Annotated in this window: 18 protein-coding genes and 1 tRNA gene; 5 read left to right on the top strand and 14 right to left on the bottom strand. The window is 52.8% G+C overall.

The annotated features are described in order from the left end of the window. Positions 1-15 precede the first annotated feature (15 nt). Entirely contained in the window at positions 16-1,260 is a 1,245-nt protein-coding gene (locus ACQG2Q_RS05875; protein WP_022647326.1) for a mechanosensitive ion channel family protein, read from the top strand. Here the strand turns inward: ACQG2Q_RS05875 and ACQG2Q_RS05870 are convergent, their stop codons facing one another. From ACQG2Q_RS05870 to ACQG2Q_RS05825, 10 genes are all read right to left on the bottom strand, one after another. Continuing rightward, a complete protein-coding gene (locus tag ACQG2Q_RS05870) occupies positions 1,261-2,232 on the bottom strand; it encodes a LacI family DNA-binding transcriptional regulator (protein ID WP_023299504.1) in 972 nt (323 codons plus the stop codon). Positions 2,233-2,307: 75 nt separating this feature from the next. After that, positions 2,308-3,450 carry a Gfo/Idh/MocA family protein gene (locus tag ACQG2Q_RS05865; protein WP_032670955.1) on the bottom strand — a complete coding sequence of 381 codons (1,143 nt, stop codon included), beginning with the start codon at positions 3,448-3,450 and terminating at the stop codon, positions 2,308-2,310. Next, positions 3,443-4,468: a sugar phosphate isomerase/epimerase family protein gene (locus ACQG2Q_RS05860; RefSeq protein ID WP_063849511.1), complete on the bottom strand. Its 1,026-nt coding sequence runs from the start codon at positions 4,466-4,468 to the stop codon at positions 3,443-3,445. The genes ACQG2Q_RS05865 and ACQG2Q_RS05860 overlap by 8 nt, the downstream gene beginning before the upstream one ends. 15 nt (positions 4,469-4,483) lie before the next feature. Next, the gene (locus ACQG2Q_RS05855; protein WP_023299501.1) at positions 4,484-5,719 is read right to left on the bottom strand and encodes an MFS transporter; all 1,236 of its coding nucleotides are present in this window, start codon (positions 5,717-5,719) and stop codon (positions 4,484-4,486) included. Between the two features lie 331 nt (positions 5,720-6,050). Next, positions 6,051-7,436 carry a phenylalanine transporter gene (gene pheP, locus ACQG2Q_RS05850; RefSeq protein ID WP_063849510.1) on the bottom strand — a complete coding sequence of 462 codons (1,386 nt, stop codon included), beginning with the start codon at positions 7,434-7,436 and terminating at the stop codon, positions 6,051-6,053. 102 nt (positions 7,437-7,538) lie between these two features. Beyond that, positions 7,539-9,512 (bottom strand): PhoX family protein, encoded by a 1,974-nt coding sequence (locus tag ACQG2Q_RS05845; RefSeq protein ID WP_063849509.1) that lies wholly within the window; start codon positions 9,510-9,512, stop codon positions 7,539-7,541. Positions 9,513-9,639: 127 nt separating this feature from the next. Continuing rightward, positions 9,640-11,823: a TonB-dependent receptor gene (locus ACQG2Q_RS05840; RefSeq protein ID WP_063849508.1), complete on the bottom strand. Its 2,184-nt coding sequence runs from the start codon at positions 11,821-11,823 to the stop codon at positions 9,640-9,642. A 199-nt stretch (positions 11,824-12,022) separates the two neighbouring features. Further along, positions 12,023-12,298 (bottom strand): DUF1471 family periplasmic protein YahO, encoded by a 276-nt coding sequence (gene yahO / locus ACQG2Q_RS05835; RefSeq protein WP_022647318.1) that lies wholly within the window; start codon positions 12,296-12,298, stop codon positions 12,023-12,025. A gap of 149 nt (positions 12,299-12,447) precedes the next feature. Further along, complete coding sequence (locus tag ACQG2Q_RS05830) at positions 12,448-13,167, bottom strand: lipopolysaccharide core heptose(II) kinase RfaY (protein WP_023305620.1); 720 nt, start codon at positions 13,165-13,167, stop codon at positions 12,448-12,450. A 10-nt stretch (positions 13,168-13,177) separates the two neighbouring features. After that, complete coding sequence (locus ACQG2Q_RS05825) at positions 13,178-13,606, bottom strand: glycine zipper 2TM domain-containing protein (RefSeq protein WP_022647316.1); 429 nt, start codon at positions 13,604-13,606, stop codon at positions 13,178-13,180. A gap of 308 nt (positions 13,607-13,914) precedes the next feature. On the opposite strand from ACQG2Q_RS05825, the gene ACQG2Q_RS05820 reads away from it, so the two are divergent. Continuing rightward, a complete protein-coding gene (locus tag ACQG2Q_RS05820; protein WP_022647314.1) occupies positions 13,915-14,205 on the top strand; it encodes a hypothetical protein in 291 nt (96 codons plus the stop codon). Positions 14,206-14,334: 129 nt separating this feature from the next. Here ACQG2Q_RS05820 and ACQG2Q_RS05815 read toward each other — a convergent pair. From ACQG2Q_RS05815 to ACQG2Q_RS05805, 3 genes are all read right to left on the bottom strand, one after another. After that, positions 14,335-14,401 (bottom strand) — tRNA-Ser (locus ACQG2Q_RS05815). Positions 14,402-14,557: 156 nt separating this feature from the next. Further along, positions 14,558-14,947, bottom strand: coding sequence for a S24 family peptidase (locus ACQG2Q_RS05810; RefSeq protein ID WP_063201248.1), 390 nt, complete (start codon positions 14,945-14,947; stop codon positions 14,558-14,560). A 59-nt stretch (positions 14,948-15,006) separates the two neighbouring features. Then, complete coding sequence (locus ACQG2Q_RS05805; RefSeq protein WP_000343760.1) at positions 15,007-16,227, bottom strand: ISL3-like element ISKox3 family transposase; 1,221 nt, start codon at positions 16,225-16,227, stop codon at positions 15,007-15,009. 157 nt (positions 16,228-16,384) lie between these two features. On the opposite strand from ACQG2Q_RS05805, the gene ACQG2Q_RS05800 reads away from it, so the two are divergent. From ACQG2Q_RS05800 to ACQG2Q_RS05790, 3 genes are read left to right on the top strand one after another with little or no spacing between them, the layout of a single operon-like run. Beyond that, complete coding sequence (locus ACQG2Q_RS05800; protein ID WP_063201251.1) at positions 16,385-16,747, top strand: GtrA family protein; 363 nt, start codon at positions 16,385-16,387, stop codon at positions 16,745-16,747. After that, positions 16,744-17,667, top strand: coding sequence for a glycosyltransferase family 2 protein (locus tag ACQG2Q_RS05795; protein ID WP_063201254.1), 924 nt, complete (start codon positions 16,744-16,746; stop codon positions 17,665-17,667). Before ACQG2Q_RS05800 ends, ACQG2Q_RS05795 begins: the two co-directional genes overlap by 4 nt. Beyond that, a complete protein-coding gene (locus tag ACQG2Q_RS05790; RefSeq protein WP_063201257.1) occupies positions 17,664-19,298 on the top strand; it encodes a DUF6056 family protein in 1,635 nt (544 codons plus the stop codon). Before ACQG2Q_RS05795 ends, ACQG2Q_RS05790 begins: the two co-directional genes overlap by 4 nt. A gap of 31 nt (positions 19,299-19,329) precedes the next feature. Here ACQG2Q_RS05790 and ACQG2Q_RS05785 read toward each other — a convergent pair whose 3' ends face one another. After that, positions 19,330-21,267 carry a hypothetical protein gene (locus tag ACQG2Q_RS05785; RefSeq protein ID WP_063201260.1) on the bottom strand — a complete coding sequence of 646 codons (1,938 nt, stop codon included), beginning with the start codon at positions 21,265-21,267 and terminating at the stop codon, positions 19,330-19,332. Positions 21,268-21,320: the final 53 nt, after the last annotated feature.

Raw genomic sequence — 21,320 nt, 5'->3', positions numbered from 1 at the left:
AATACAGGAGACGTTATGCAGGAATTAATTGCTCAGGTTGAAGAGTTAGGGATTGAAATTAATCACACCACCTCTTTAGTGATTATCTTTGGTATTATTTTTCTTACAGCCATTATCGTTCATTTTATTCTGCACAAAGTGGTGCTGCGCGCCTTCGAAAAACGCGCGCAGGCCAGCAGCCATTTATGGTTGCAGATCATTACGCAGAACAAGTTATTTCACCGTCTGGCGTTTACCCTCCAGGGGATAATCGTCAACGTTCAGGCGGTTCTGTGGCTGCAAAAAGGCAGCGAAGCGGCGGAAATGCTCACCACCTGCGCAAAATTGTGGGTGATGGTCTATGCCCTGCTCTCCTTCTTCTCGCTGCTGGATGTGATTTTTAATCTGTCGCAGAAAATGGCCACCGCATCACAGCTGCCGCTGAAGGGGATATTCCAGGGCATCAAGCTGGTGAGCGCCATTCTGGTGGGAATATTAATTATCTCCCTTCTGATCGGTCAGTCACCCGCCATTCTGATAAGCGGCCTGGGTGCGATGGCTGCCGTTCTGATGCTGGTCTTTAAAGACCCGATACTGGGCTTAGTGGCCGGTATTCAGCTCTCCGCCAACGACATGCTGAAGCTCGGGGACTGGCTGGAGATGCCGAAATACGGGGCCAACGGCACGGTGACCGACATCGGCCTGACCACCGTTAAAGTGCGCAACTTCGATAACACCATCACCACCATCCCGACCTGGGCGCTGGTGTCCGACGCGTTCATCAACTGGAGCGGCATGTCAGCCTCCGGTGGTCGCCGCATCAAGCGTAGCCTGAATATCGATACCACCAGCATTCATTTCCTCGATGAGCAGGAGCAGCAGAAACTGATTCAGGCGAAACTACTGAAGCCGTATCTGGCCGCGCGTCATGAGGAAATTAACCTGTGGAATCAGCAGAACGGCGAAGGGGAATCGGTATTAAACCTGCGCAAGATGACCAATATCGGCACCTTCCGTGCCTATCTGAATGAATATCTGCGTAACCACCCGCGTATTCGTAAAGATATGACGCTGATGGTGCGCCAGCTCGCGCCCGATGCCAACGGGCTGCCGATTGAAATATATGCCTTTACCAACACGGTGATTTGGGCAGAATACGAAGATATTCAGGCCGACATCTTCGATCATATTTTCGCGGTGGTGGATGAATTTGGCCTGCGTATTCACCAGTCGCCAACCGGAAACGATATTCGCTCGCTGGCTGGCGTCATCGCCAGATAATCAGGTGCTGGCGCGGGAAATAAAGCGCCAGTCCATCATGACCCTTTCCGTGGGCGCATCCGGGTTGTCGATCTTATTTAACAGCAGATTGACCGCCTTGCGCCCGATATCCCGCGACGGTTGTTCAATGGTGGTGAGAGAAATCATCTCCGCCAGCTCGGTGCCGTCAAAACCCACCACCGCGATATCTTCTGGCACCCGCAGCCCTGCCTGCTGAATGGCGCGCAGCGCCCCCGCCGCCAGCGTATCGGAAACGGCAAACACCGCATCCGGCGGGTTTGCCTTTAACAGATTTTGCATCGCCGCCATGCCCGCACTGGAGCTGAGCTCACTGGCGTACTCCACCGCCTGATAGTCAAGATCCCGCAGGTGTATGACGCTCTTATAGCCGCGTTCGCGCAAACGGGCATATTTGTAGCTGAGGTCGTGGTTGATGAGCGCAATGCGTTTGCGGCCCCCGTCGGCAAGCTGGCTGACAACGTGCTGGGAGGCATCAACATCGTTAATCCCCACGCAGGAGACCGCGCCCGCATCGGCGTATTCGGCGCACTGCACCCACGGCGCGTTGCCAATCAGCGCGGCCAGCTCCGGCAGCTTCGAGAACGCATCCATAGTGATAATGCCATCGACGATTTTGCCGGAGAGCAGGCTTAAGCCCGAGCGGGAGCGCTCAATATCCGAGCCGGAGTTGCACAGCAGAATGCGGTAGCCGTTTTTCTCCGCCTCGGCTTCGATGCCCTTCACCACTTCGGCACAGAACGGGTTGGCGATGTTCGAGACCATCACCAGGATCATATAGCTGCGGGCGGTGCGCAGCTGACGCGCCAGCAGATTGGGCTGGTAGTTACTCTCCTGGATCGCCTGCAAAACGCGCTCGCGGTTTTTTGCCTTCACGGTATCGCTGTTATTCAGTACGCGAGAGACCGTTGCCACGGATACCCCGGCCAGTTGAGCGATTTTCTGAATTGACATAGCGACGATACATCCTGCGGTTAGCGTTTTGTGCAGGCTACCATAAATTGGTTGCCCGGCGAACCGGGCAATGCGTCAGTATTCCACACGCACCCAGCGCTGCTGCTGATGGCTTTTCACAATCGCATCAAGGATATACATCACACTGGCGCCATCGTGGAAGGTGGCAAACTGCGGCTTATCCGGCATCGCTCCCGCCTGCACGGCACGGTAAAACTGCGCCATCATATTTTTAAAGGCATCCGGCCAGCCTTCAATGTGTCCGCCGGGGAAATGGGCGCTGTCGGCCACATCACGGTTCATCAAACCCGGATCGTCGCTGAGCGTCTGGTTTGCCCGGGCGCGATGGCCGATCCACAGCTGCTGCGGGGTTTCCTGATCCCACGCCACCGACTGCTCGCTGCCGTTAATTTCAAAGGTCAGGCGGTTTTTTCGCCCCGCGCTCACCTGCGAGACGCTAAAGCTGCCCTTGCTGCCGTCGTCAAAACGCAACAGCACCGAGCCGAAGTCCTCGGTGGTGACCAGTTTATCTTCATAGTGAGCATGTTCGTCGTGCGTAAACGTCTGACTGCCCGCCACGTTAGCCTTGCGCGTCGGCCAGACGATGGATAAATCAGCCATCACCTCAGTAATGCGCCTGCCGGTGACATACTGCACCGTATCGCACCAGTGGGAGCCGATATCCGCCACCGCCCGCGATGCGCCGCCGAGCGCGGCATCCACCCTCCAGTTGTAGTCGGTTTCCAGCAGCATCCAGTCCTGTAAATAGCTGCCGTGCGAGGCAAACAGCCGCCCGAGGGTGCCGGCGCGCATCATGCTCGCCGCCTGGCGCACCATCGCAAACTGACGATAGACAAAGCTCACGCCATGCACCACGCCCGCCTGCTCTGCCAGCGCCACCAGCTCGCGCGCCTCGTCCGGCGTCATGCACAGCGGCTTTTCGGAAAACACGTGCTTGCCCGCGCGCAGGATCTGGCGGTTAATCTCCGCGTGCAGGTGGTTCGGCGTGCAGTTGTGCACCGCATGCAGATTGGGGTGCGCGAGCAGTTCTTCCACGCTGGCGTAAGCATGCGGCACATTTAGCTGGCGCGCCTTTTCCTGCGCCTTAACGAGCGAACCGTCGCAGAGCGCGACCACCTGCACAAACCCGAGACGCCTGAGCGCCTCGATGTGTGCCGGGCCAATAAACCCGCTGCCGATAATCCCGACGTTAATCATGGCTGCCCCCTGCGGCGAAATCATCAAACGCCCGTCCGGAAACGGGAATAATGTGGCGGCGGATAAATTCGCTGCCTTCACTCGCGCCAGTATCGCCATCCTTCAGGCAGCACTCCCACTCCAGCACCGCCCAGCCGTCGTAGTCGTACTGGGTCAGCTTGCTGAAGATGCCCTTAAAGTCGATCTGCCCGTCACCCAGCGAGCGAAAACGTCCGGCGCGGTTGATCCACGGCTGGTAGCCGCCGTAGACGCCGCTGCGCCCGCTGGGGCGGAACTCCGCGTCCTTGACATGGAACGCTTTAATGCGCGCATGGTAGAGATCAATAAAGGTCAGGTAATCCATTTGCTGAAGCAGCATATGGCTCGGGTCGTAGAGAATGTTGCAGCGCGGATGGTTATCCACCAGCGCCAGAAAACGCTCGAAGGTTACGCCGTCGTGCAGATCTTCCCCCGGATGCAGCTCAAAGCAGACGTCCACGCCCTGCTCGTCGAAGGTATCCAGTATTGGCCGCCAGCGGGTTGCCAGCGCCTCGAACGCCTCCTGAAAACGCTGCTCGTTGTGCGGCGGCCACGGATAGAAAAACGGCCAGGCCAGCGAGCCGGAGAAGGTGGCGTGCGCTTTCAGGCCTAATCGGGCCGAGGCGACCGCCGCCTGCTTCAGTTTTTCCGTTGCCCACGTCTGACGCGCCGCATCGTTATCGCGCACGGATGCGGGTGCGAAGTGGTCAAACGCCTCGCTGTAAACCGGGTTCACCGCCACAAGCTGCCCTTCCAGATGGGTCGACAGCTCGCTGATGACCAGCCCGTGCGCGGCCAGCTTAGCGGTGATGTCGTCGCAGTAGGCCTGACTCTCTGCGGCTTTCTCCACATCAAAGATATGCGGATGGTTGCAGGGGATCTGCACCGCTTTGTAACCCTTCGACGCCGCCCATTCTGCCAGCCCGTCGAGCGTGTTGAAGGGCGCTTCCCCGCCAATAAACTGCGACAGAAAAATGCCCGGTCCTTTCATTGTCCTCATACCACCTCCAGAACATTACGCCTTGTCATCGTCATACTTAAACGTGAGAAGGAAAATCAGCGCGATCGCCGCGGCAGCCACCGCCGGGATCCACCAGAATGTGACCCACGCCTGCGGCACGGTCTGCCCTGCCACCAGGCGGTTGTAAAGCGCCCCTGAAATCTGCGAGCCGAGCAGCATGCCGATGCCGTAGGTAAACATCACGATCATGCTCTGCGCCTGACCTTTGACCTTTTCGCCCGCCACGCGGTCGGTGTAGATAAAGCCGACGACAAAGAAGAAATCGTAGCAGACGCCGTGCAGCAGAATGCCCAGATACAGCAGAATGCGCCCCTCCTCGCTGACGCCCAGCGCGAACATGGCATAACGTACGAACCACGCCAGCATGCCGATCAGCAGCATATATTTCACGCCCAGGCGGCGGAACAGCAGCGGAATAACCAGCATGAAGACGATCTCAGACATCTGCCCGAAGGACATGGCGGTGCTGACGTCGGCAATGCCGGCATCCGCCAGATACGAGGCGGTGTAGGCGTAATAGGTGCCGAGCGGGACGGAGATCAGCATTGCGCAGACGGAGAAGACGAAGAAGTGGCGGGTTTTGAGCAGCGCGAAGGCGTCCGCGCAGAAGAGATCGCGCACCTTCACAGGCAGGCCTTTCGCCGGTGCTGGCGTGTGCGGCAGCGTCAGGCTATAGAGCGCCAGCAGCACGGAGCTGACCGCCGCCACCTGGAAGATGGTCACGCTGGACGCCACGCCGGTGACGCCGATAAAAATGCCCGCCACGATCCAGCCGATGGTGCCAAACACACGCACCACCGGGAAAGTTTTATCCACGTTTGCCAGGCTGTGGAACGCGATGTTGTTGGTGAGCGCCAGCGTTGGCATGTAGCAGAGCGTGTAGCCAAACAGAAGGCCAATCAGCAGCGCGCCGTTCTCAGCAATAAGCGCCCCCGGCACGAACCAGAGGATCGCCGCGCCCGCGAGGTGCATCACCGCCATCACCTTCTGTGAAGCGAAGAAGCGGTCCACCAGCATCCCGAGCACGAACGGCGAAAGAATGGAGGCGATGGGCCCGGCTGAGAACGCGTCGCCAATCAGCAGTGACATGTTGTGCCGGGTCATCACCAGGCCAAGCGTGACCGACCAGCTACCCCAGATAAAAAATTGTAGAAACATCATCAGCGACAGACGCGGCACCAGCAGCCGGTGCTGCGTTATCGCCTTTTCACTACTCTCAGTTGACACCATGATAAGCCTCACCCGGAAAAAGTAATCGATTACAAATTATCTCAAATGAAAAGTAATCGATTACAAAATAAAGATCCTGTGGATCGAAACAGAATTGGGAGAGGGGTCACGATAATGGTGAAGGGGAGGTGCCGGGTGGCGGCTTCGCCTTACCCGGCCTACTAAATAACGTCCCCGAACATGTAGGCCCGGTAAGCGCAGCGGTGCCGGGCGTGAAGGCAGGCAGTGTGGTGCGGTCTGGTTTGGTGCGGTCTGGTGCCCTCACCCCGGCCCTCTCCCACAGGGAGAGGGGGCAAACACTAAAAACGGCAACCAGGTTGCCGTTTTGCTTTTACCTTCGAGAGAGTTTAAAGGCAACAAACAGGAACACCACCCACACCGGCAGCAGCATCGCTGACAGGCGCATCTCATCCATGGTGCACATCAGCACCAGAATCAGGCCGAGGAAGGCGATACAGATGTAGTTCCCCGCCGGATAGAGCAGCGCCTTGAACTGCGTCTCGCGCCCCTTGCGGCGCATCGCGGCGCGAAAGCGCAGGTGCGCCAGGCAGATCATGATCCAGTTCAGCAGCAGCGTGGCGACAACCAGCGCCATCAGCAGGCCAAACGCCTCTTTCGGCAGCAGATAGTTGATCAGCACCACCAGCGAGGTGATAGCCCCGGAAAGGAACAGCGAATTGATCGGCACGCCGCGACGGCTGACGCGGGTGAGGAACTTCGGCGCGTTGCCCTGTACGGAGAGGCCAAACAGCATGCGGCTGTTGGAGTAAACCCCGCTGTTGTACACCGACAAAGACGCCACCAGAATGACGAAGTTCAGCGCGGAAGCCACCACGTTGCTGTTCAGGTCATGGAAGATCATCACGAACGGGCTGCTGTCAGATTTTACTTCCACCCACGGATAGAGCGCCAGCAGCACCACCAGCGAGCCGATATAGAACAGCAGGATACGGTACACCACCTGGTTGACCGCTTTCGGAATGCTTTTGTGCGGATCGTGCGCTTCAGCAGCGGTGATGCCAATCAGCTCCAGACCGCCAAAGGAGAACATAATGACCGCCAGCGAGAGGATCAGCCCTTTCCAGCCGGTCGCCAGGAAGCCGCCGTGCTGCCACAGGTTGTCGATCGATGCACGCTCGCCGCCGTGGCCGGAGAACAGCAGCCACAGGCCAAAGCCGATCATGCCGATAATCGCCAGCACCTTGATCAGCGCAAACCAGAACTCGGTCTCACCATACAGGCGCACGTTCACAAGGTTAACGGCGTTAATGATGATGAAGAAGGCCGCCGCCCAGATCCACGTCGGGACATCCGGCAGCCAGTACTGCATATAGATGCCTGCGGCGGTCAGCTCCGCCATCCCGACCAGCACGAACATCACCCAGTAGTTCCAGCCGGAGAGGAAGCCTGCGAACGGACCCCAGTATTTATAGGCAAAATGCGCGAAGGAGCCGGACACCGGCTCTTCAACAACCATCTCGCCGAGCTGGCGCATGATCAGGAAGGCGATAATCCCCGCGAGAGCGTAACCCAGCAGAACCGCCGGGCCAGCCATTTGAATGGCGGGGCCGATGCCGAGAAACAGCCCGGTACCGATCGCGCCGCCAAGGGCAATTAACTGAATATGTCGATTTTGCAAACCACGTTGCAGCGTCGGACTCTGATCCGACGAAGCTTCAGCGCTACCATGGCCTGAAGCGGATGACGCGTCTTTCACGCCCTACCCCTGTCTCTTTTTTAGAAGGGGCACGTTTTAACACTTCATGCTGGTGGTAGCAAGCTTAACGCCGGGCCAGCGCATGCGCCCGGCGGATAAACGTCACGACCCGATGATCCCGCCGTCTGCTTTGACGATCACCACCGTTGACGATCGCGGACGCCCGTTCGGACTCGCGTCTGGCCAGCTGGAAACAGCGCGAGGGTTGGCCGGGTCGGTAATATCATCCCCGCCCTCCCCCGGATGCTGAATGTTGATAAACAGCGTCCGGTTGTCTGGCGTAAATGCAATGCCGGTGATTTCGCACCCGCGCGGCCCGGTCAGGAATCGGCGATACTCGTTGGTGCCTGGAATGGTAGCCACCATTTGGTTATTGCCCATCCCCTCGTACGCTTTCTTATTGATGGTGCTGGAGGAGACATCGGTCTGGATCCACAGGACGCCCTGATGGTCAAACGACAGGCCGTCCGGGCTGCCAAATTCCGCGCCCTGCATCGAGCCTTTGGCCTTCGGATCGTCGCCGCCGGTGCGCCCGGCCATGACCAGAATATCCCACTTAAAGCGTGCGGCGGCAGGATCGGCCCCCTCTTCGAGCCAGTGCATAATATGCCCGTACACGTTGTTGGCGCGCGGGTTAGCAGCATCGACCGGTGCCTTGCCCTCTTTCCCGCGATCGCTGTTGTTGGTGAGCGTACAGTAGACGCTGCCGCTGGCGTGCGGATCGACGGCTATCCACTCGGGGCGATCCATCTTCGTTGCCCCCACCACGTCGGCCGCCAGACGGGTTTTAATCAGCAGATCGCCCTGGCTTGCAAAACCGTTGCTTTTATCCAGGCCATTTTGCCCGAAGACAAGCGGCAGCCAGTCGCCGCTGCCGTTTTCGTTGAACCTGGCGACGTACAGCGTGCCGGACGTCAGCAGCTGCATATTGGCTTCACGGTTCGCGGGATCGTATTTTTTATCCGAAACAAATTTATAGATGTACTCAAACTTTTGGTCGTCACCCATATAAACCACCACGCGATTATCGGCGGCGAGCGTGACGGCTGCCCCCTCATGCTTGAAGCGGCCCAGCGCGGTGTGCTTGCGCGGGGCGGAGGTCGGGTTGTAGGGATCGATTTCCACGACCCAGCCGAAACGGTTGGGTTCGTTAGGGGTTTTATCGACGCTGAACCGCTCATCCACCTCGTTCCAGCGGTATGATTCATCGCTGTCGCTAATGCCGTAGCGTTTTTCCAGCGGGTTGAGATCGGCTTTTTTCACAAATATGTCCGACCAGTTCTCCTCGCAGGTGAGATAGGTCCCCCACGGCGTGTGGCCGTTGGCGCAGTTCTGCATGGTGCCCAGAACGCGTTCCCCCTGCGGATCGGCGGCGGTTTTCATTAAGTCCTGATGCCGCGCCGGGCCGGTAAGCTGCATCGGCGTATTGACGGTAATACGGCGGGCGAACGAAGACGGACGCACCACCTCCCAGCCGCTGCCCGTTTTTTTCACTTCCACCACCGACACGCCCATCGCGTTCTGCCCCTTGCGGGCTTTGTCGAGGCTCCAGTTCGCCGTACCGTCCGTAAACAGCATTCCGTTGTCGATGTATTCATGGTTCAGCGCCAGCAGGCCATGCTCCGGGCTTTGCCCCCCCTGCGGCAGGCTAAACCACGCCATGCCGTCGTGGTGCATGCCCGCCTGCACGGCCTGTTCGTCTGTGGTATTGCTGGCGTCCGGTTTAAACGCCGGCATGTTGTTTTTGATGCCTGTCGGATCGCCCCAGCGATAGAACGGGCGGGCAATATAACCTTCCGGCACCCTGACCGTATCTTCCGTGGAGACGTCGATGCTGGTAAAGCCCAGGGAAACCGCTTTTGCCAGCGCGGACGGTTTTGAGACCGCGGCAATCGCATTCTCGGGTGTGATCAGATACGGGAATGATACGGCTGCCCCCGCTACGGCCCCCATCTGGAGAAAACGGCGGCGGGAGAGGAACACCTCTGCCACCTCGGAGAATACCGGGTTAGCGCTGCGGTTACTGATATCGTCGCGATGTTCTTTTTTAAATACGGATTTGAGGGGTCTGCCCATAGCGGCTTCCTGTCATTGGCCAAGAGGTAAGGATGTGGCGACCAGTGTAAGAAGCTTTTATTACAATTTTATAACACGACAACGAAGGGATTGGGGCGTCCCTGCCCCGGATAACGAGGTGGAACGCTTAGAACTCGTAGCCAACCGAGACCTTAAAGGTACGCGGCTCGCCCTGAGTGATGTAAGTACCGGAATCATCAACGCTTGACCAGTAGTTCTCGTTGGTCACGTTGTCGATGCCTGCGCGCACGGTCATCTGGTTTTCATTGTGGTTCACCGCGAAGCGATAGCGCATGCCCAGATCCAGCGTGGTGTAGCTGTCCAGCTTTTTGGTATTCGCCAGGTCAGCATACTGCGTGCCGGAGTGGTTAACGCGCGCGGTCGCCGTCAGGCCCTCAATCGGCTTGATATCGTATTCTGCGCCCAGCACGGCGTAGAAGTTCGGAATACCGATCGCGTCGTTCCCCTGGTTCACGCCGTTTTTAGTTTTGGTCAGCTCGGCCTGAAGCCAGGTGGCGCTGGCGTTCAGACGCATCCCAAGCATTGGCTCGCCGAAAACGTTCAGCTCCACGCCACGGTTACGCTGTTCAGCGTCCAGGCCGTAGTGGCCGCTGTCGTCGAGGATGGCCGACGGCATTTTGATCTCAAACAGTGCCAGGGAGCCGCCCACGCGGCCAAAGTCCGCCTTTACACCCACTTCGTTCTGCTTAGAGTGCACGATACCGGTGCTCTGGCCGTAGTTGTTTGCTGAGCGAGGCGCGGTTTCACCGGGCTGTAACGCCTCGGTGTGGTTGGCGTAGAGGGAAATTTCCTCCCACGGCTTATAGACCACGCCGTAGGTTGGCATCCAGCGGCTACCGTCAAAACCGTCCGCGTCGTTTTCCGCACCGGTAATTTTGTTGTACCCGCGAATCACCACTTTCTGATGGCGTGCGCCTGCGGTAAACAGCAGTTTGTCGTCCAGCACGCCCAGGGTATCGCTCAACAGCCAGCCCTGCGTGCGGGTGCGCCCACTGGTCAGCGGATCGCTGTATTTGCCGCCTGAGCCGCTGAAGTTGCTGCTGTCCGGCATAGCAACGCCGTTGTTGTGGTAGATGTTGGTGGTTGGGTTATCCGCCGCGGCAGACATTTTCCACGCGATTTTTTCGTTTTTGGTCATCGCCGAATACCCGACATTCACCTTGTGCGAGACGAAGCCGGTCATGAAGTTACCGCGAATGCCCGCCATGCCGCTGACGGAATCGCTGATGCGGTTGGTATCAAGGCGGCTGACCGTCGCATTACCGCTTTTATCCATCAGCTTCGGGGCGCTGTAGATCCCCTCTTCGTGCGCGTGCTGTGCGCCGAGGCCGGTATAGGCCGTCCAGCTATCGGTGATGTCGTACTCGCTGCGCCACATGCCGAATTCGTCTTCGATATCGCTGTAGGCCCACTTCTGCGAGAAGTTGCGATCGTTCTTCGGTGGTTCAGGCACGAAGTCCACCGCCGAGATGTTGACGCTGGTCGGGCTGCCGTGGAAGGTTTTTTTCTGATAGCCCAGGTCCAGCGAGGTGCGGAAACGGTCACCTTTGTAATCCAGACCGGTGGAGAGCAGCGTGGTGCGGCGGCGGTCGTTCGGCACGCCGGTTTCGCCTTCACGATGCACAAGGTTCACCCGCGCGCCGAACTGGTCGTTATCGCCAAAGCGACGCCCCGCATCCAGCGTGGTGCCAATCTGGGAATCCGAGGTGTAGTCGACGCCCACTTTCGCCTGCGGGATGTCGCCCGCGTGTTTTGGCTCAAGGTTAATCATCCCGCCCACGCCCGAGCTGGCCGCGCCGTTCATCAGGGAGTTGGCCCCTTTGAAGATCTCGATGCGGTCAACCATCTGGGCATCCACCACCTGACGCGGCAGTACGCCGGACAATCCGCCAAAGGTCATATCGTCGCCGTCAAACTTCAGGCCGCGGATACGGAAGGTTTCCGCGCTGTTGCCGTACCCCTGAACGAACTGCACGCCCGCGTCGTTAGCGACCACGTCAGCAATGGTTTTCGCCTGCTGATCTTCCACCAGCTTCGAGGTGTAGCTAATGATGTTGAACGGCACGTCCATGGCGTTCTGCTGCCCGAGCATCCCCATACGTCCGCCGTTAGCCACCTGGCCGTCGAGGAAGGCCGGAAGCAGTTGGTCACCGCCGGGTTTGAAATCACTCCCCGCCGTGGACTGGACCACGATGGTGTCCTCTTTTTTCTCTTCCGCCGCAAAGGCGGAGTGTGTAACCGCGCCAATGGCAATCGCCAGCAGCGTTTTGTGCATTGTGGTGTTGTTCATAATGAGCTCTTAACGTGCGCGCAAAAATGGTCCGTTGTCGGGCCTTAGTATTTATCATATGAAATGCAAATGAGAACTATACGCATTATGTATACGTAATCAAGCGTCAACGAGGAGCACTGCGCGAGAAGAGGTTAAAAACGATGTGGGGGAGAAGTACGGCGCACAACCACCCCAGAAAGGGGTGGTTGCTAAAGCGTTATTTTTTCTTGTAAATATCGGCGGTGCCGTGAATTTTGTTGTTTGTATTACCGGAAGTCAGCACCAGCACATCAGCACCTTCTTTATCGGCCTTTTCGACCAGCTCTTTTTTCGCATCGTCGACAGAGACTTCGTTAGCCGTGCTCACGGTACCGATTTTTTCGTACTGAGACTCAACTTTTTCGAATTCGTTTTTTGTCATCATTTCAGCCGCAAAGGCGTTGGTGGTAAACAGAAACGCGGTGCCCAACAAAATAGCAGTCGTTTTTTTCATAAACTTTTTCCTTAAGATTAATGAGCAACTACGAAAAGCCCCCACGCGAAACGGTGAGGTGTAATGAGCATGGTAGAGGATTGGCGAAAATGCCATATACCAGGGAAAATTCTTTTATAACAGGCTGTTGTCCTGCATGAATAAAGGGTTTAAGCGGTATTTGAACGCGCCAGATACTTCCTCTGGACGATTTTATGGTGTCGTCTGATTTTTTTTGCGATCAGGCGTTTTTCCCAACGCCGGTGGGATTCAATGGGAATACCAATGCGCAGGCTGGCCGTCACGTTGTCTTCAACAATCCTTTTCGCGTTACAACGCTTCCCGGACAGATCGATGATCCTTATTCCTTTTTCACTCAGGATGAAGTTCCCGCCGTGCGCATCCCCGGAAATGATTTTCAGATTGTGCATTTTCTGCATACTGTGTCGGATTTCACGCTTTATGTCCGGCGTGATCGCGGGAAGAACGCGTAACTCCGGACCGGGGACATACTCAAACAACATGAGCGAGATTTTTGCGAATCTGAAAATCCGGCGTTCAGCCAGGAGATAAAAATCATTCGGGAAGGTATGACCTTGCCTGCCAGCATAGTCGATCCGCTCAATCAAATTTTCGTTGGGGTTGGGCGTAAAAAACGATTTGAAAAATTTTTCTATCCTTTTTTTCCTGGGGGAGTAAATCTTTAATACAAACTGTCCATAGGGGGTATTCAGTAAAGAGACGTGGGTATGCGGAAGGCTTTTAAATACCATCTGAACGCTGAGTCGTTTTACATTACAGGACAATATATCGTCCAGTATTTCCAGGTATCGTGTATCGTTATTTTTATAACAGACGTGAAAACCACGGTATTTCATTTTTGTAATCATAATAATGTGCTTAGTATGATTTTTCCACGGTGGTATTAGAACCCGTTGTGATGATACGAACTTTGTCGCCAGGGTTAAATGTCAAACCATTATTGTGCTGTACCACCTGAATAGTCTGCCCGGATTGAGTCTTGATAAGTAACTTCACTTCCTGTGCTGCCAATTCGTTAGACTGCCGGTTATGAGAAGCCGCCGCCCCGGCTGTTGCACCGGCTACCGTCATGGCGGTTTTCCCTTTGCCGTTACCGAACTGGTGACCCACTACGCCACCAATCGTGCCCGCGGTTAAGGTACGCAGCGGATGATACCCTTCTCGGGTATGCGTAATAATTTGGCTCTGCAGAACCGTGCCATCCTCCACCAGCGATCGGATGCCAGCGTAACTCGCCGGACTGGTGATAGCCAGAAAGCTCAACGCGATGAGTAAATATTTTTTCATTTTAAGCCTTTCTTATACATTGAAGGTGACACTATTCTGCCCGGCGAAAAATCCTCTCCTTTAGCTAAATATGCTTTACCAGGCAAATAATTTATTTTTACACAAAACGACCATAAATTTAAAAATAAACAATTTAAAACTGGAAAGGTATATTGACTTCAATTACCAATAACGTGTTTTCCAGATACATTGTCAGAGTATTTGATACAGACGAAGCAATATCCATTGCACAATTCTCAATAAGTACCAATCATCGTTATTAAAATAATGGTCCCTGTCCATACAGGGAAAACATCAGGAGTTATATTATGAAAAAAGTCATTCTCGCTCTGGCTTTCACTGCGGCATCATTTTCTGCATTTGCAAATCATCCGGTAGCCCGTGCCACTGCCGTCGCCTCCGCCGATCATCCTGTTGCCGTTGCGGCGGCCACCGGTGAAGGTAACCATCCTGTCGCCCGCACCACGGCGGTGGTATCTGCCGATCACCCTGTCGCCGTCGCAGCCGCAACAGACGGTAGTTATCATCCCGTCGCCCGTGCAACCGTGGTCGCTAACGCTGACCATCCGGTCGCCGCCGCGGCCGTTACAGGGCACTAATGGCGCTCTCCCCCGGCAAGTAAGCTGGGGGAAAAGTCAATGTGTCGTATGACCCTGGAAGGCCAGTTATTAAAGGTAATGAAAACACGATTCAGGCTGGTCAGGAACGGCTGAGTGCCGGAGGGTTAATGGCACGCCCTGTAGGATTCGAACCTACGACCTACGGCTTAGAAGAACGTAGAGTGCCATTTAACGCACTGTAATATCATTAGTTTTTCCGCGCTCGCACCGCGTTTGTGTCATTACGTGTCGTTACTTGAAGTCTCGTTTCCTTCTGATTCATCCATGCATGACACAACTGTGACACAGAGAGTACACAGCCATGCCTCATGGTATAGCTGTGTAGTTTCCTTCACATCACCGGGCAATCATCAAACTCTCCTGTCCGCGCATCGTTGATGATGTACGTGATCACTCCGAAGATTGGTAGCGCTCCGCTGATGCCCTCGTCGTTGCCTGGTAACCTTTCCTTTCTCCCGTTCGCCACATTCTCCAGATGCGGATGCGGGTATCTGCGATACCTCTTTACTTTAAACTCACCGTTGCAGTCACAGATAAGCAGCGAGCCGTCACACGGCTTAAGCGACGAATCAATCACAAGCAGCGCATCCTTCATGATGCCGCACCTGTAGATAGTCTCACCAGCACGCATGTAGTACGTGGCGGCTGGTTTCTGGATAAGCGCCTCATCAAGCGAAAGTCGGCTCTCAACGTAATCAGCAGCCGGACTCGGGAATCCCATAACTAATCTCCGATAGATGCTGTATATTAATGGGTCTTCCCCGATCATGGTGGGAAGGCTCAGAACGCCATATTCAGCTTTCCGTAGTGGAACATCACCCCCAGTTTAAAGCGCTCCCGGTTTCGGTATCCCCTGGCTTTTATCCTCAGCAGCCTGATCTTGCTGTTAAGTGCCTCCGCATTTCCGTTTGAGACACTGTGTCGCATCGCATTCAGGATCCCGTACAGCCTTTTTCCTATCGTTTTCGCGGCATTTTTCATCATGGGAACGTCACTGTTAGCCGCCAGCGCCAACCATCTCTGCCAGTCACTCCGTCTTTCCTCGCTCCATGGCCTGTTCCAGATATCCTTTGCCAGCTCTTTCAGCGCCCAGCACTGGCTCGTCAGCTTCATCTGTGCACGCAGCCACATCAGCTTTTCCTGCCGGGATTCGGTCATCCACTTATCGCTGTACTGCCACAGGAAGCGGGTTCCTTTTGCCTGGTGTCGGCTTTCAACAGGGAGGTGCGGATGTTCATTCTGACGGGTTTTATCAACTACCTCGCCCAGTTGCTTCGCCACATGGAAGCGGTCAAAGGCGATTTTCTCAACCGCACTGGGTAAGTGGATACGCGCTGCTCTTATATAGCCCGCGTTCATGTCCATTGAGAGCGTTTTGATAGCCAGCAACTGCCCATCAGTGAGCGTGCGAAGATAGCCGGCAAGACTCTCTGTGCCGCGATCATCCGTTAAGGCCAGCGCCCGACCATCGCGATCGGAGATCACCGTTATGTAACGATGTCCTTTTTTAAAGGCGACCTCATCCACATTCATATGACGGGCGGATAATGGCTTTTTTATCCGGGCAAGACCTCGCTTAACTGCCCGGGTCATAATGCCGTCAACCGCATTCCAACTGAGCTTAAGTTGCTTCCTGACAGCATCAACGGTGCTGATTTTCAGCCATGAGAGAACGAACGATTCGAATAGCAACGTATACCGGCTTCCGGGGCCAGCCCACGGAACAGGCAACGTCAGGCAGCCATGCTCCGGACACATAATTCGTGGAACATCGGCTTCAACAATAGTGGTGAACTGGCAGGTATCAAGATGGCGCCATTTACGATGACGGTGATCGTGAACAGAACAGGATTTACCGCAGGTCGGACAGGCTAGCCGGGTGTTTTCAGCGATCTCAATAGTGACAGTAACAGAACCGGCATTTTCATCGAGAGAAAGGGACTTTACCTGCCACGGATCGGACAGGTTGAGAATATGAGCGTAGAGGGACTTTTCGTCCATGGCGGTGACCTCTGGCGATTAAATACACCATTATCATGCCTTCAGCCACCACAACAAGGGAAGACCCATATTAATACAGTAGTAATGATCGGCGGTGTCGATCAATAGCGTTTGTGGTGCTACACTTCAGACCTTTCCGAATTCACTGATTTCTATAATGTTAAAGTTATTCGCCAGGTACACATCGATAGGTGTTGTCAACACGCTCATACATTGGGCTGTGTTTGCCATCTGCCTCTACGCATTTAATACAGATCAGGCGCTCGGTAACCTTGCCGGGTTTGTTGTGGCTGTATCGTTCAGCTTCTTCGCAAATGCCAGATTCACATTCAAATCATCAACAACGACTATGCGATACATGCTTTATGTTGGGTTCATGGGAGCTCTGAGCGCAATAGTGGGCTGGACTGCTGATAAGTCTGGCCTGGCACCACTCATCACGTTAATCGTGTTCTCCGCGATCAGCCTGGTATGCGGATTCATATATTCAAAGTTCATTGTATTTAGGGATGCGAAATGAAAATTTCTCTGGTCGTTCCGGTATTTAATGAAGAGGAAGCTATTCCAATCTTCTATAAAACCGTTCGGGAGTTTGATGCACTCAAACAACATGAAGTAGAGATAGTCTTTATCAATGACGGAAGCAAGGATGCCACTGAATCAATCATAAGCGCTATCTCCATTGCAGATCCGCTCGTAATATCTCTGTCATTCACCAGGAACTTTGGCAAGGAGCCAGCTCTCTTCGCTGGCCTCGATCACGCCTCTGGCGACGCAATCATCCCGATTGATGTAGATCTGCAAGACCCCATTGAAGTCATTCCGCATTTAATAGAAAAGTGGCAGTCAGGGGCCGATATGGTACTGGCAAAGCGCTCTGACCGATCTACTGATGGCAGGCTCAAGAGAAAAACAGCTGAATGGTTCTACAAACTGCACAACAAAATTAGCAACCCGCAGATAGAGGAAAACGTGGGTGATTTCCGCCTTATGTCTCGCGAGGTGGTGGAAAACATTAAGCTCATGCCTGAGCGAAACCTGTTTATGAAAGGGGTATTAAGCTGGGTCGGTGGAACCACTGACGTAGTCGAATATGCCCGCGCAGAACGCGTTGCCGGAAGCACAAAATTCAATGGATGGAAGCTGTGGAACCTCGCTCTTGAGGGAATTACCAGTTTTTCTACTTTCCCACTGCGCATTTGGACTTATATAGGTCTATTTGTCGCCAGTGTTGCTTTCATTTACGGGGCATGGATGATTATCGACACCGTTGCGTTTGGCAATGCAGTTCGTGGTTACCCCTCCCTGATAGTTTCAATACTTTTCCTTGGTGGAGTCCAGTTGATAGGGATAGGAGTGCTAGGGGAGTACACTGGAAGGATTTATAATGAGGTCAAAATGCGACCTAGATACTTGATTAAGAGAAAGGACACAAAATGAAGATGAAGGTCTCATCAATATTAACAATTACAGCTATTTTCGTTCTGGTGCTAATTCCGAGTCTGCACGTCCCGCACCTATCTGACGATTATTTTTATATGGCCATTGCTAATTTGCATGACCAGCTTGGGCATTATAAAGAGTGGAGCGGGCGAATAGTCACAAACATATTCAGCGCTTACATGATGAAATATGCCAGCCATACGGTATATATGAGCCTTAACGCTATGGCTTTCACTGCAATAGCCATGCTGATTTCTTCCCTTCCATGTGCAGTATTGCGCGGAAAATTCAAACTATACCCTATGGGGATGGTAGTAATTTTCACTCTCATGTGGATAGCAAACCCTGCACTTGGCGAAACATCATTCTGGTTCGTTGGATCTGCTAACTACCTATGGACGTCCATGTATGTCTCATTATTCATGGTAATTGTTGCGCTTCAGAAAGAGAAAATGGCAGCATGGAAATTACCACTCGCATTAGCAATGGGGTTTCTCGCGGGTTGCTCAAATGAAAACACATCTGTAGTTCTTATTCTCCTTACAGTTGGCTATCTGGTATACACAAGAAAATTAAATGTATCTTACCCATACCTGATAGGGTTATTGGCTGGAGCGGCGGCTCTTCTTCTTAGCCCTGGCTCCGCCAAGCGTTCACTCGTCTTTACTGACTGGCATTCTTTGTCGTTTTTAGGCAAGCTGGATCTTCAGTTGTTTACGAGAATGCCTGACTCTCTTACAGGATTTTGGCAGGTCTACCTAGTAATCATTTTTATGGTCCTATGCCACGCAATCATTGGAATCAAGGACCGCAAACCGTTTGTTGCTGCCGCTGTGTTTTTTATCGCTGCTCTTATGTGCAATGCCGCCTTCCTCGCGTCTCCATACATGCCAGCGAGAGCATATATTGGATCGCTTTTCATGCTCCTGATAGCCACATCTTTTATCATCTTTGGGTTTGATGAAAATGATTCCAATATTGCAAGGTTAGTCGCTCCTGGTGTGGCTTTACTGTTCTGTATCGTTTACTTTATTCCATCATACACATTCTTCACTCATTCTGTTCTAAGCACCTGGAAGCAAGAAAAGATAAGAATGGAGATGTTAGCTGATCAAATTTCTAATGGTAGCAAAGACCCTGTAATACCTAATTATTACTTCCCAAGACTACTAAAAAACACTGACGGATATCCAGTTTTTCAAAACCCGTACATGCTTTACCATTTTGGTGTGAACACCATTACAGAGAAACAAATTGGGTTCGATTATTCAGCGTTAAGTAAGTGTAATTATGTTAAGGTAGGGCAGCGTATCTTTGATGGCGTTACACTTGAAAGTATTTGTATTTTCCATGATAGAATTTCAGGTGATAAGAAAATATTATATCGCACAGTAGGCGATATAAATAAATTGTTTAACAATGGATATGCGTTGTACTCTCATGTTTTCATGAAAGACGGCTCTACATTCAACAAAGATACGGTTGAGCAAGCACTATTTATTGATGGTTACTGGTATACTTACAGCGACGCTAAAAACTTAGAACTAGACAAGATTAATGAAATAAAAATAGGAATATATAATTCAAAAACTGTAGAAATATATTCTAACGTTATCGTTAAGCCGTAAAATAAAAGCCCCCCTCAAGGGGGCTTTTTTATTATCGTGATGCAGTAATTACCATCACTTCCAGAGCGCCGCCATTAGTTTGCGCTGTCCCAGAATCAATTTTTGCCTGTGCAAACACCTTATCTCCAGCCGCTAAATCGCCAAGGAAAGTAGATACGTTTGCAGTAGTGGCTTTTGGAATTGTAAGAGACTTAACTATTGGCGAACCTCCTGATGGCGTAACAAAAATATCTAGTGAAACTGTAGCCCCGGAGTTAATTCTAATTACAGAATCAACTTTTACGTTTTTTAAACCACCGGTGGGCACAGTAAAAACACCGGATGATATATTAGTTTGCCATCTATATGTATCATCATTAAACGTTGGCTCTGTCCATATAACAGTATTTAACGATGTATTTAATGTCTGCCCATTAGCATTTTTAAGAATTGCAACAGGTCTCTCTGTAAAATGCAGTATTCCACCAGAAACAGCCTGCAAACCTTTTACGAAGTTGGTGCCGAATCCTCTTTCATCGTAGTAAACATGGGTCAACGGGCCAGCAACAATGTTTGGCTGAATTCTTTGTACCGGAGCATACAGACTCATATTATCAGTGTGGATACTACCAGCGTAGTCAGCTAAAGATGAATCATGAACTGATATCAGACCACCATTATCTTGAGAGTGGTATCCATGGTCTCCATAAACCGATACCGATGATCTGTTACTTATAGGTGATGGTACACTATCTAAATTTGCTATTAATACGCGCTGTGCTGCACATTCAGTATGCACCTCTGAGCTTGAATAGTTCCCATAAGTATTACCGAAATCAGGGTCTGCTATCGGTGACAATAACACTCCTGCGCCAAAAATATTGTTATTGTGCTGCAATTCACCACCAATATGTTTGACTTGTGCTCCTACAATAGTAATTGTGTACTGGGTTACAGGCTCGAGATCTCCTGCTGCACCAGATACCGCATCGAAGCCAATAATATTAATGTAACATTGAGTACCAATAGCTTTAACAGCACATGGAGTACCAACCGTATTCCCTCCCATTAACGACATCTCTGAAACCAAAGCTCCAGGATAGGCCAAATCTCCGAACTGAATACCAACCAGAGCATAACTACCAATCAATCCATAGAGGTATGAGAAACTAATTCCTGAACTATCGCTCCATAATTTGCACGCAGCTTGTATTCCTAACAGATTTACACCAGATGCTTCAACCCGGCCATAAATTCGCAAACCAGCGCCATTTTTGAAACCAAGAACGTGAGTTCCTGATGTATAAGTTGGATAAATAAAGCAATTGCCAACTATTGTTAATCCCTGCAATCCTACAAATGTAATTGGCTGGCTAACTTTGAAAATTCCGTTGATAGTTGCGGTTATATATGGATGGGCGGTGCATGCATCTGCCCATGCCTGTAAAGCAGCATATGAATCTGTAGCTCCAGTTGGGTCAGCGCCGAAGTCTGCTACGGCATCTAGTTTTCTGGCGAATCGAGTAGATATTGGTGAATTTATAGCCCCGGTGACGCCAGCCTGTTTGAAATGTGGAATGTCTGCGCCAGTATCTTTTTCCAGGTCTGAGCGCAGAGTAGCATCTCCTACACTGAGCCACTTTCCTACCCCTACGCCACCAGTAGAATCTGGCGTTGAACCAGCAGGAACGTCTTTTGGAAATGCACCATCCCAGCGGTAGTATTCGCCTGTCGCTTCAAGGCGAAGAACCTGGTTAGGGAGGGTGAGCGTATTTCCATCTTCAAAGCTATCCAGAGTGATGTAGCCAAATGCGGCAATTGCCTGCTGCGCAAGCCAGCGCATGCCTTCAATAGTGTAATGCTGCACACCGAATCGGTCGGTGTATGTCCACCCCATAGAGGTAACAACCTCGTCGATTTTTCCTATGTTGAATTTGAAATCGAACGGAGATTCGCTCGGTACTGGCAGGTTAGTAGGTGTAGTAGCCATATTGATTCCATAAAAAAACCCGGCGCGGTGGCCGGGTCTGGTTGGTCGGGGAC

This window comes from Enterobacter cloacae complex sp. 370H10, from assembly GCF_050031535.1.
In the GTDB taxonomy this organism is placed as follows: Bacteria; Pseudomonadota; Gammaproteobacteria; order Enterobacterales; family Enterobacteriaceae; genus Enterobacter; species Enterobacter intestinihominis.
Note: the sequence above shows the minus strand (reverse complement) of the source record. Positions and strands in the feature narration are given on the sequence as shown.